At 65.1% G+C, this 11,056-nt stretch carries 10 protein-coding genes; 2 read left to right on the top strand and 8 right to left on the bottom strand.

Features of this window, described 5'->3' with window-relative positions:
• Positions 1–283: NUDIX domain-containing protein (locus RMO40_RS14485; protein ID WP_309722593.1), on the bottom strand; the 283-nt coding region annotated here is incomplete at its 3' end.
• Complete coding sequence (locus tag RMO40_RS14480; protein ID WP_309722591.1) at positions 280–1,158, bottom strand: DUF815 domain-containing protein; 879 nt, start codon at positions 1,156–1,158, stop codon at positions 280–282. The genes RMO40_RS14485 and RMO40_RS14480, both read right to left, overlap by 4 nt.
• 214 nt (positions 1,159–1,372) lie before the next feature.
• Between RMO40_RS14480 and RMO40_RS14475 the strand changes: the two genes are divergently transcribed.
• On the top strand, positions 1,373–2,605 hold the full coding sequence (locus tag RMO40_RS14475) for a peptidylprolyl isomerase (protein ID WP_309722589.1): 1,233 nt from the start codon (positions 1,373–1,375) through the stop codon (positions 2,603–2,605).
• Positions 2,606–2,626: 21 nt separating this feature from the next.
• Here RMO40_RS14475 and slmA read toward each other — a convergent pair whose 3' ends face one another.
• The 3 genes from slmA to argB form a co-directional block, all read right to left on the bottom strand.
• Positions 2,627–3,280, bottom strand: a complete 654-nt coding sequence (gene slmA / locus RMO40_RS14470; RefSeq protein ID WP_309722585.1) for a nucleoid occlusion factor SlmA — start codon at positions 3,278–3,280, stop codon at positions 2,627–2,629.
• 19 nt (positions 3,281–3,299) lie between these two features.
• Positions 3,300–4,001: a pyrimidine 5'-nucleotidase gene (locus RMO40_RS14465; RefSeq protein ID WP_309722579.1), complete on the bottom strand. Its 702-nt coding sequence runs from the start codon at positions 3,999–4,001 to the stop codon at positions 3,300–3,302.
• A 112-nt stretch (positions 4,002–4,113) separates the two neighbouring features.
• Positions 4,114–5,040: an acetylglutamate kinase gene (gene argB / locus RMO40_RS14460; RefSeq protein ID WP_309722577.1), complete on the bottom strand. Its 927-nt coding sequence runs from the start codon at positions 5,038–5,040 to the stop codon at positions 4,114–4,116.
• Between the two features lie 108 nt (positions 5,041–5,148).
• On the opposite strand from argB, the gene RMO40_RS14455 reads away from it, so the two are divergent.
• Positions 5,149–7,014 carry a hypothetical protein gene (locus RMO40_RS14455; protein ID WP_309722575.1) on the top strand — a complete coding sequence of 622 codons (1,866 nt, stop codon included), beginning with the start codon at positions 5,149–5,151 and terminating at the stop codon, positions 7,012–7,014.
• Positions 7,015–7,026: 12 nt separating this feature from the next.
• Here the strand turns inward: RMO40_RS14455 and RMO40_RS14450 are convergent, their stop codons facing one another.
• The 3 genes from RMO40_RS14450 to RMO40_RS14440 form a co-directional block, all read right to left on the bottom strand.
• Positions 7,027–8,163, bottom strand: coding sequence for an alcohol dehydrogenase catalytic domain-containing protein (locus RMO40_RS14450; RefSeq protein WP_309722573.1), 1,137 nt, complete (start codon positions 8,161–8,163; stop codon positions 7,027–7,029).
• A gap of 57 nt (positions 8,164–8,220) precedes the next feature.
• Positions 8,221–9,294 carry an RNA methyltransferase gene (locus tag RMO40_RS14445; RefSeq protein WP_309722570.1) on the bottom strand — a complete coding sequence of 358 codons (1,074 nt, stop codon included), beginning with the start codon at positions 9,292–9,294 and terminating at the stop codon, positions 8,221–8,223.
• A 99-nt stretch (positions 9,295–9,393) separates the two neighbouring features.
• Positions 9,394–11,056, bottom strand: a 1,663-nt coding sequence (locus RMO40_RS14440; RefSeq protein ID WP_309722569.1) for an SDR family oxidoreductase, incomplete at its 5' end; no start/stop codon positions are given.

Raw genomic sequence — 11,056 nt, 5'->3', positions numbered from 1 at the left:
CGTAGACCTTGCAGAAGTGCAGCCGCACGCGGGCGTGTTCGTAGTCGATCAGTTCGACCTTCCAGGGGTGGACGGCGCCGATGGTGATGCCCAACTCCTCGTGCAGCTCGCGCCGCAAGGCCTGTTCGACTGTCTCGCCGGCCTCGAGCTTGCCGCCGGGGTACTCCCAGTAGCCGGCGTAGACCTTGCCCTCGGGGCGCGAGGTCAGCAGAAATCGATCTTGCGAGTCGATCAACACCCCCACCGCAACGTCGACCGGCGTTCTCTCTGCAGCCGCGCTCATGCGGCGTGCCGCCCGGCGTAGTCCTTGGCGAACTGGAAAGCCACCCGCCCCGAGCGCGAGCCGCGTTCCAGCGCCCACACCAGGCTTTCTTGCCGCGCGGCGACGATGGCGTCTTCGCTCACCCCATGGCCTCGCAGCCACTGCGCCACGATGGCGAGGTATTCGTCCTGGGTGAACGGATAAAAGCTCACCCACAGGCCAAAGCGCTCGCTGAGCGAAATCTTCTCTTCGATCACCTCGCCCGGGTGCACCTCACCGTCTTCGGTGTGGGTGTAGCTCAGGTTCTCTTTCATGTACTCGGGCAACAGGTGGCGGCGGTTGCTGGTGGCGTAGATGAGCACGTTGTCGGAGGCCTGCGCCACGGAGCCGTCGAGCGTGGATTTCAGCGCCTTATAGCCGGGCTCGCCTTCGTCAAAGCTGAGGTCGTCGCAAAACACGATGAATTTTTCGGGCCGGGGGGCGACCAGGTCGATGATGTCGGGCAGGTCGACCAGGTCGGCCTTGTCGACCTCGATCAGGCGCAAGCCCTGGGCTGAAAACTCGTTCAGGCACGCCTTGATCAGCGAGCTTTTGCCCGTGCCACGGGCCCCGGTGAGCAACACATTGTTGGCTGCACGGCCGCTCACAAATTGTTCGGTATTGCGCAGGAGGCGCTCTTTCTGCGGCTCCACTTCGACCAGCGAATTCAATCGGATCGAAGCCACATGTTTCACCGGCTCCAATGCACACGAACTGCCGCGTTTGCGGTAGCGGAAGGCTGTCGACGCCGCCCAATCGGGTGCCACCAAACCGTGAGGCAGTGCGGTTTCAAGCCGCGAAATCAGGGCTTCCGCGCGGGATATCAGGTGCAGCAGCGGGTCGGTCAGGTTGGACATGCGTGATGGCTCGGCGCGTCGATGAACAGAAGGGGCGAGGGCAGTGTAACGGGGGCCTTTTCGAGCGCCCCGGGTTAACCAGCACGGGGAAACCGAGGCCACAGAATAGTGCACGACCGTCCACAATCAGCGCGCCTCACGAGGCTCTTCCCATGAAACGCTGCTGTTGCGGGGCCTGCTCGCGTCTCTCGGCCTTTTCCGAAACGATTCTCCGATGTTGATGACCTTTACTCGCCACACCGCCTGGCTGGGCCTGCTCTTGGCAAGCCTGCTGTGCGCCTGCGAACGCAGCCCGCGCCCGGCGCTGCCCTCCACCTTGCCGGCGGTTGCCATGCTCAACGGCGAACCGGTGAGCCGTGCCTTGCTGGACCACCTCACGCGTGCCCACACGGGCGTTGCCAACCCCAACGACGCTCCCGCAAGCGCCGCGGCAGAAGCGTCGGCCGCCGCTGTCGACCGCAAGCAGCTGCTCGACGAGTTGATCGACATCGAGCTGCTGGCGCAGAAGGCGCGCCAGCGCGGGCTGGACAAGTCGCCCGCCGTCGTGACCGAAGTCGAGCTGCAGTCCAAGACACTGCTCGCACAGCGGGTGGTGCGTGAGCTGATGGGCAGCACCCCGATCAGCGACGCCGAGTTGCAAGTGGTTCACGCGAAGGTGCAGGCCCAGCAGCAGCGCTGGCGCGAGCAGGCGCAGATTCAGCTATCGACCGACGCCGCGCTGCCCGCTGGCGTGGTGGCCATCGTCAACGGCCAGCCCGTGCAACGCACCGTGCTGAACCTGCTGGCGCAGACCCGCCGAGGCGACGCGCCGGCGGACGCACCCCAAGACCACGCTCGTTTGCTCGACGACCTGGTGATGACGGAGCTCTTGAGCCAGAGCGCCCACGCCACCGGGCTCGCTGCAGGTGTGGACACCCAGGCCGAGATGGAGCTGGCCCTCAAGAGCCTGCTCGGCCAGCACCTGATGCGGCAGCTGGTGTCTGAGGTCACGGTGAGCGATGAGGCCTTGCACGCGCGATACACGCACACTCAGCCGGAGCTGGAGATCACCGCGAGCCACATCTTGCTGGGCGATGAAACGATGGCGCGCCAAGTCATCACCGAACTCGACGCGGGCGCCTCATTTGCCGCCTTGGCCAAAAAACACACGGCCGACGAATACACACGAGACAAGGGCGGCCGCCTGGGCGCCGTGAAGGGCGCAGACCTCGAGCCGGCCTTCGTGGCCACGGCCCGCAGCTTGAAGCCGGGCGGCATCACCCCCACGCCGGTGCGCACGGTGCATGGTTGGCATGTGATCCAGCTGCACACGATGCGCAGCCTGGACAAGGACCCGTTCGAGGCGATGAAACCGGCGCTGCGCTCACAACTCGTCAACGAGCGGGTGCAGGCTCAGGTGGCGCAATGGCGCAAGGAAGCACGGCTGGAAATTTTGCGGGCGCCTTGAGGCGCCTACCACTCTGCCGGATCAGGCGCCGACGAGCAATTTCAGCGCAGCGTCGAGGTGCTCGGTGGGCACCCGCTTGAAGCCCGAGCGGGCATAACGCTGCAGGCGGCCGACGGCAAAACCCGTCAGCACCGAGGCTTGTGCGTTGGCGTCCACCGTGGGGGTGTTCGAGCCGGCCGACTCGGCAGCCAGGCGCAGGCTTTGACGCAACTGAGATTCGATGCGGTCGAAGAACTGGTTCATGCGCGAGACCAGGCGTTCGTTTTCGAACACCAGGGCGTCGCCGACCATCACGCGTGTCATGCCGGGGTTCTTTTCGCCGAACTGCAGCAGCACGCTGAGAATCTTTTGCGCTTGCACGAGGCCATCGGTCTCGCGCTCGCCAATCTGGTTGACCAGGGTGAAGACACTCTGCTCGACGAACTCGATCAGGCCTTCGAACATTTGGGCCTTGCTCGCGAAGTGGCGGTAGAGCGCCGCTTCAGACACTTCGAGCTTGGCAGCCAGCGCTGCGGTGGTGATGCGGTCAGCCCCGGGCTGCTCCAGCATGCTTGCGAGTGTGTGCAGGATTTGCACACGGCGCTCACCCGGTTTGGGACGCTTGCGGCCCGTCGGTTCTGCCGCGCCGGTGGCTGGCGCAGTGGCTTCGTCGGGAATGTGGGCAGCGTCGGTCATCTCGGCTTGGGGCTTGTATTCACAAGGTTTTCAGGGTCTTGAGCGAACGAATTCTTGCATACACATAGGGTGGCTTTTGACAAGGGTGAACACCAACTTCCATGGCGTTGTTCACACTCTTGCCGACTGTATGCAAGTAGCGCCGCATCCAGACCGTGCGCATGCCGACGCTGTGCGCCGAACGCTGATGTTGCAGCGTGTCTTCGACCAGCACGCAGCGGCTTGGCCTGACCTTCAAGCGTGCTGCAATGCAGCGAAACATGCGCGCATCGGGCTTGGGCCGATGGTGGCCGAACATGCGCATGTCTTCGACACAGATCACACCCTCGAAACAATCGACGAGATTGATCGCGTTGAGCACACGCAGCGCATACGCGCGCGGCGCATTGGTGAGAATGAACTTGCGGCCGGGCAGCCGGCGCAAAGCGGCGCGATCGTGTGCATTGCTGCGCAGCCGGTCTTCCAGACCCGGCAGGCGGTGCGTCTCTTCGAGAAAGTGATGGGCCTTGACGCCATGGTGGCGCACCAAGCCCAGCAGCGTGGCGCCGTAGCGCAGCCAGTAGTGCTGGCGCAAGGCAGAGGCCTCGTCGAGCGGCAGACCGACGTGGCGCACCACGTAGTCGGTCATCGCCACATGCAAAGCCCCGAACGACGCATGCGACGCGTCATGCAGCGTGTCGTCAAGATCAAATAACCAGACTCGGGAGCGTTGCTGCGTCATTCGCGCAGCACAAGCGAAGCGAGGTGCCCATCAAGCAACGCCCGCGGATCCGGCTTTGCCGGTCCGCTGGGTGGCGCCCCTTGGGGGCAGGAGCGCAGCGACTGGGGGGCCATCAATGACTTCGGATCATGGTTCCGTAAGCCTGCTCGGTCAGGATTTCGAGAAGCATCGCGTGCGGCACACGCCCGTCGATGATGTGCACCGTGTTGACACCGTTCTTCGCCGCGTCGAGCGCCGAAGCGATTTTGGGCAACATGCCGCCGCTGATGGTGCCGTCGGCAAACAGCTCGTCGATCTCGCGTGCGGTGAGGTTGGTGAGCAGCTTGCCGCTCTTGTCGAGCACCCCGGGGATGTTGGTCAGCATGATCAGCTTCTCGGCCTTCAGCACCTCGGCCAGCTTGCCGGCGACCACGTCGGCGTTGATGTTGTAGTTCTCGTTCTCCGAGCCAAAACCCAGCGGCGAGATGACCGGAATGAACTGGTCGTCTTGCAGCGCCTTCACCACGCTCGGGTCGATGGATTCGATCTCGCCGACCAGGCCCACGTCGTGCACCTTGTTCGGGTCTTTCTGGTCGATCAGCTTCAACTTGTGCGCGCGGATCAAGCCACCATCACGCCCCGTCAGGCCCACGGCCTTGCCGCCCGCCACATTGATCAGCCCCACGATGTCTTGCTGCACCTGGCCGGCCAGCACCCACTCGACCACTTCCATGGTCTCTTCGTCGGTGACACGCATGCCTTGAATGAAGGTCCCCTTCTTGCCGATCTTGGCCAGCGCGTCTTCGATCTGCGGGCCACCACCGTGCACCACCACCGGGTTCATGCCCACCAGCTTGAGCAGCACCACGTCTTCGGCAAAATCTTGCTGCAAGGCCGGGTCGGTCATCGCGTTGCCGCCGTACTTGATGACGATGGTCTTGCCGTGGAACTTGCGGATGTAGGGCAGCGCCTGCGCCAGGATCTCGGCCTTGTCGCGCGGCGCGATATTGGCGAGCTCGGCGGTATGGGTGGGGGGGCCAGAGGGGGGCTCGGTGGTCATGGTGGCGGCGTCCGACAAAGTTGTATGCGGCAAATTGTAGGGGCCGGTCATCGTGATGCGCCGTCCTCCTACAGATGGTGCGGCCGTGGGCTGCGACACTCGTTGTCCATGTGCACACCTCACCACGCCCGTCTGCTGCTCTGCGGCGCGCTGTGGCTGGCCGCCTGCGCGAGCGTGGTGGCGCAGCCAGCCGCCGACGTGGCACCACCTTCGGAAGCCGCCTCAGCGCCCACGGCGGCGAACGACGAAACCCTGATCGACCCGCCACGACCCGACCTCTCCACCCGCATCGAGACCACGCTCGATTCCTGGCAGGAGTTTCTCGACGAGTTGCTGATCGACGCACTGGGCCCCGACCCCGAGCGCCGCTACCGCGTGTTTGGAAAGCGCAAGACAGTGGACCTGGGCAAACGCTGGACGCTCGCGCTCGACGAACGCCAGACCGGCCGGCTCGACTACGCCGGTGTCGGCATCCCGGCCGCCGGCCAGCCAGCCCGCACCTGGGAGATCTTGCACGACGGCCGCCGCTCGCAATGGCGCTTCTACAACCAGGTCGACGGCAGCGGGCGCGAGAACGGCGGCTCGCTCGTCACCACGCTGGCACCGGGTTGGTCGATCCATACCCAGGGCCGCCGCCTCAACGACGACATCGTCGGCGTGGCCCGCACCGATGCCCAGACCGGCCTGCGCTTCGGCAGCCACGAGCTGTGGGTGGAAGGCTTTGCCCGCCATGCCCGGCTCGAAGACACCGAGCTGCGCGAAGGCTGGATCGACCCGCAGCCCCGCGCCAACTTTGCCGGCGTGCAAACGCAGTGGGAGGCGATGCCCGGCCTCACCTTCGCAGCGCAACACCAGCGCGCCATCAAGCCGGACATGGCCCCCGGTGACGAGCGCCTGGCTGCGGCGCGCACCGAATTTGGTGCCGACTACCGTCCCGGCAGCCAATGGAGCGGCTCACGCGTCTACTGGCGCGAGGCCACCCAGCTCGGCCTGCTGTCATCGGCCGGGGTTGAAGAGCGCACCACCTACAAGCGCGTGATCGGCGCCGAAGTACCCGAGGGCTCGCCCGACGGCCTGGTGTACGCGCAGATTCGCCACCAAAGCCTGGTCGACGACCGCGACGCGCTGCTGGTGCTGGGCTGGCGGCACACCGCCCAGCTGGCGCCGCAGTGGAGTGCACAGACGCTGCTCGAATCAGGCATTCCGATCGGTGGCGAGAACGCCGTCAAGTCCAACACCGTCGACCTGCGGGTGACGCACAACGCATTTCCGCAGCGGGTGCTGTCGACCGAGTTGCAGGCGGTGCGCACGCCCATCCGCAACAGCGCCTTCGCCGCCGTCGACTACACACAGCGCCTGACACAAAACAGCCTCTTGCTCACACGCGTCAGCGCCACCGGCGTGCAGCCCAACGAACAACCCGACGAGGTGTCGGTGAACTCGGGTTCCCTGACGCTCGGCTGGGGTTGGCAAGAGCCCGAAGAGCGGCGATTCAGCACCTTCTGGCGCTACACCGGGCTCGCTCGCAACGCCATCCCTGACGGGATCGTGCAGCCCGGAGTGGCCGACCGCCGCGCCCACATCGGCGCGGGTGAGATCAACTGGCAACTGAACGACGAAAGCGATTGGCTGCTGCGCGCAGCGCGCCGCTACGACCGCGACCTGGCCTTCAATGCCGGTGAGGTGCGCACCACCACACTCGGCCTGGTGCGCCCCATTCACCAGATCGCGCGGCGCTGGCGGCTGAGCGTGCATGCGGCGCGGCTCTCAGACAGCCACCTGCCCGCTCAAACCGGCTTCGGCACCGAGTTGAGCGTGCGCATGAACCGCAGGCTCGTGCTGGCGCTGGGCTACAACCCGCGCGGCATCGACGACGGCGAGCTGGCAGGAGAAGAGCGGCTCAGCAAGGGAGTCAAGCTGCGCCTGTACATCCCTACCGAAGCCGTTCTCAAACATTGGCTCAAGCCGCGCTGATCCGCTCTTTGATCACAAGCCCTTGTGGGGGTTGATCAGGACCTTCTCGCCGGTGGCCTGCTTGGCGTAAACGCCGATGGCCTCGAGCGACAAGGCTTCGGCCAGCGACACCTCTTGGGTGTAGTGGCTGGCGAAGGTGGTCTTGAGTTGCGAGGCCACCCGCTCGCGCAGCTTTTGCGCTTCGGCAAAGCCGATCTTCTGCAGGAAGGGTGTGAGCAGCCAGCCGCCCACACTCCAGGCCATGCCGAAGCTGCGCGCGAGTTCGGTCGGGCCCCGGTCGAGGCCGCCGTAGATGTAGACCTGCTTGTGCACCGTCGAGCCGTATCGGCTGTATTCCTTGGCCGTCTGGTTGGCTGCAGCTTCCATGCAGGTGAGGATCTGGCTCGCCAGCTTGCCGCCGCCGGTGGCGTCGAAGGCCAGCGTGGCGCCGGTTTCCACCAGGGCCTGCGTCAGGTCCTGCATGAAGCTGGGCAGACTGGAGTCGCAGATGTACTTGGCGCCGATCTTGCGCAAGATCTCGGCCTGTTCGGGCTTGCGCACGATGTTGACCAGCGCCACGCCATCTTGAATGCAGATCCTGTTGAGCATCTGCCCCAGGTTGGAGGCGGCGGCCGTGTGCACCAGCGCCTTGTAGCCTTCGCGCTTCATCACCTCGACCATGCTCAGCGAGGTGAGCGGGTTGACAAAACACGAGGCGCCTTCGGCCGGCGTGGTGCCCGCCGGCAACACCAGGCACTGCACGGCCTTGATGGCGCGGTACTGCGCATACATCGCGCCACCGAGAATGGCCACGGTCTTGCCCATCATTGCTTGTGCGGCCTCGGACGAACCGGCCTTGACGACCACGCCCGCACCTTCGTTGCCGACGGGCATGGATTCATCCATGCGCGCGCTCATGGCGCGGATCATGCGCTCGGGAATGGGTGCAGTGATCACCGGGCTGGCCGCGGTGCCCGAGACCTTGGCGGCCGTCATGTCGGCGCCGCCAAACAGCAACGCGAGGTCAGAGGGGTTGAGCGGCGAGGCTTCGATGCGCACCAGCACTTCGTCGGGGCCGGGCTCGGGGATGGGCACGCTGGCGAGCGAGAGTTCGAGTTCGCCGGTCTTCTTGACCAGCGAGCGCAGTTGCAGTGCGGTGGTGTTGCTCATGGTTGTCTCCTCGGTGAAACAACCAGTATAGGAATCGGTTAGACCCGCCGCTGTCACCTAAGTGTTGGGCATGGCGCGAGCGGGGTGACTGGCTTTTCTGACCAGCGTGATGAGCGTGCTTGCAGCAGCGCTTGTGTCGCTTGCGCGCGCACGAAGCTGGCCGCAGCCGCCTTGCACGTCCTGCCCTGCCGAATGGCGCAACTTGGTCAGCACACCACGGCGGTGCAACGAGCGGGCAATCTCGGCAGCGCGCTCCCAGGAAGGGCGCTGGAAGTCCATGCCCTCGTTGCTGTTGTACGGGATCATGTTCATCACCGCGTACTTGCCGCGCAGCAGCTTGACGATGCCATCCAGCTCGTCGTCGTTGTCGTTGATGCCTTCGAGCAGCGTCCACTGGTACTGCACCGGGTAGCCGGTGGCGCGCGCATAACGCTCACCTTCTTCCACCAGCTCGGCCGGTGTGATGCGCGGCGCGCGCGGCAGCAGTTGGGCCCGCAGCTCGGGCTTGGTGGTGTGCAGCGAGAGCGCCAGCGCCGGCTTCACCACCCCTTGCGGCAGGCGCTCGAAAACGCGTGGATCTCCCACCGTGGAGAACACCAGGCTCTTGTGGCCGATGCCACCGGCCGTGCCCAGCAGTTCGATGGCTTCCATCACGTTGTCGAGGTTGTGGGCCGGCTCGCCCATGCCCATGAAGACAACTTTCTTCACCACCCGCCGCGCCCGCGCCAGCACCACCTGGGCCACGATCTCGGCGCTGCCCAGCTGGCGCAAGAGGCCGTCGCGGCCGGTCATGCAGAAGACGCAGCCCACCGCACAACCCACTTGCGACGACACGCACAGACCGTCGCGCGGCAGCAGCACGCTCTCGACCGTTTGCCCATCGGCGAGCCCCACCAGCAGGCGGGCCGAGCCGTCTTCGGCGGGGTGTTCGGAGCGCAGTTGAACCAGGCCTTGCAGATCGTCCATCAAGGCCGGCAAGACCTCGCGCACGCTCAGCGGCAGGAAGTCTTTCGGTTGTCGCCGCCCGCTGTCTTGCGGCAGCGCCTGCGACCACAGGCGCAGCACACGCTGCTCGTGCAGGGGCTTGGCACCAGCGGCACGCAGCCGCTGGCGGATATCTTCAATGCGCATCGTGAGATTTGATGAGTAACTCCGTTCGCACTGAGCCTGTCGACGTGTTTGCTGCGAACGGCGCTGGCTTCGACAGGCTCGGCCCGAACGGAGTGGGAGCTAAAAGTGAATGCCCCGCATCATCTGCTGCAAGGCCATCGCCTCGGGTGACAGTGTCGGCTTGGCCGCCTTGTCGCCCTTGGCGGCCGAGCTGTCGGGGAACATGCGGAAGCTGGTGTTCATCACGATCTGCGCCACGCGCGGCATGAGTGCATGCAGCACCTCACCCGAGATGCCCAGGCGGGTGGCGATGCGCACCGGCTTGTAGACGCAGGCCTCGGAAATCATGTCGGCCGCTTCTTCCGGCGCGAGCGTCGGCACGTTCTTGTAGATCTGCGTCGGCGCGATCATCGGCGTGCGCACCAGCGGCATGTTGATGGTGGTGAAGGTGATGCCGGTGTCGGCGTACTCGCTCGAGGCGCAGCGCGTCCAGGCGTCGAGTGCGGCCTTGCTCGCCACATAGGCCGAGAAGCGCGGCGCGTTGGTCAGCACGCCGATCGAGCTGATGTTGACGACATGGCCCTTGCGCTTGGCCACCATGCCCGGCAGCAAGCCCATGGTCACGCGCAGGCAGCCAAAGTAGTTGAGCTGCATGGTGCGCTCGAAATCGTGGAAGCGGTCGTAGCTGCTTTCGATGGCGCGGCGGATCGAGCGGCCCGCGTTGTTGATGAGGAAGTCGACGCCGCCATAGGTGTCGGTCAGCCAGTCGATCAGCGTCTTGCAGCTGGCTTCGTCGGCGATGTCGGCCGAGAAGGTTTCGACCTTCGCGTCTTTGCCGGCGGCGGCCAGGATCTCTTTCTTCGCTTCAGCCAGCTTGGCTTGGTCACGCGCGCAGATCACGGTGATGGCTCCGGCCTCGGCAAACTTGATCGCTGCGGCCAGGCCGATGCCCGAGGAACCGCCAGTCACCAGCACCACCTTGCCGGCCACCGTGCCACGCAGGCTGCGGTCGATCAGCAGCGCCGGGTCGAGGTGGCGCTCCCAGTAGTCCCACAGGCGCCAGGCGTAGTCAGGAAGCTTCGGGCATGAGATGCCAGCGCCCTTGAGCGCCGCCTGCGTCTCGCGGCAATCGAAGCGTGTGGGGTAGTTGATGAAGGTCAGGATGTCTTCGGGCAAGCCCAGGTCTTTCATCACCGCGGCGCGCACACGCCGCACCGGGGCCAGTGCCATCAGTCCCTTCTTCACGCTCTTGGGAATGAAGCCCAGCAGCGCGGCGTTGATGAAGACATTCATCTTGGGCGCGTGCGCGGCCTTGCTGAAGACGTCGAGCACGTCGCCCACGCGGTAGCCCTCGGGGTCGACGAGGTGGAAGCACTTCTTGTTGAGATCGCCCTTCTGGTGGCTGATGTGGTCGAGCGCGCTCACCACGAAATCGACCGGCACGATGTTGATGCGCCCGCCTTCGAGGCCCACGCTGGGCATCCACGGCGGCAGGATCTCGCGCATGCGCTGGATCAGCTTGAAGAAGTAGTACGGGCCGTCGATCTTGTCCATCTCGCCAGTGACCGAGTCGCCCACCACCAGCGCGGGGCGGTAAACCGTCCAGGGGATCTTGCTTTCCTTGCGCACGATTTTTTCACTCTCGTGCTTGGTCATGAAATACGGGTGGTCCAGGCCCTCGGCCTCGTCGAACATGTCTTCGCGGAACACACCTTCGTACAAGCCCGCTGCAGCAATGCTGCTCACGTGGTGCAGGTGACCGGCGTCGATCGCCTTGGCAAAC

The organism is Rhizobacter sp., assembly GCF_031412075.1.
Lineage (GTDB): Bacteria > Pseudomonadota > Gammaproteobacteria > Burkholderiales > Burkholderiaceae_C > Rhizobacter.
Note: the sequence above shows the minus strand (reverse complement) of the source record. Positions and strands in the feature narration are given on the sequence as shown.

What these genes read in the sequence shown, in the direction of transcription:
- slmA (WP_309722585.1), bottom strand. Translation starts at nt 3,280, where the DNA reads ATGACCGACGCTGCCCACATTCCCGACGAAGCCACTGCGCCAGCCACC.
- argB (WP_309722577.1), bottom strand. Translation starts at nt 5,040, where the DNA reads ATGACCACCGAGCCCCCCTCTGGCCCCCCCACCCATACCGCCGAGCTC.
- RMO40_RS14450 (WP_309722573.1), bottom strand. Translation starts at nt 8,163, where the DNA reads ATGAGCAACACCACCGCACTGCAACTGCGCTCGCTGGTCAAGAAGACC.
- RMO40_RS14475 (WP_309722589.1), top strand. Translation starts at nt 1,373, where the DNA reads ATGTTGATGACCTTTACTCGCCACACCGCCTGGCTGGGCCTGCTCTTG.
- RMO40_RS14445 (WP_309722570.1), bottom strand. Translation starts at nt 9,294, where the DNA reads ATGCGCATTGAAGATATCCGCCAGCGGCTGCGTGCCGCTGGTGCCAAG.
- RMO40_RS14480 (WP_309722591.1), bottom strand. Translation starts at nt 1,158, where the DNA reads ATGTCCAACCTGACCGACCCGCTGCTGCACCTGATATCCCGCGCGGAA.
- RMO40_RS14455 (WP_309722575.1), top strand. Translation starts at nt 5,149, where the DNA reads ATGTGCACACCTCACCACGCCCGTCTGCTGCTCTGCGGCGCGCTGTGG.
- RMO40_RS14465 (WP_309722579.1), bottom strand. Translation starts at nt 4,001, where the DNA reads ATGACGCAGCAACGCTCCCGAGTCTGGTTATTTGATCTTGACGACACG.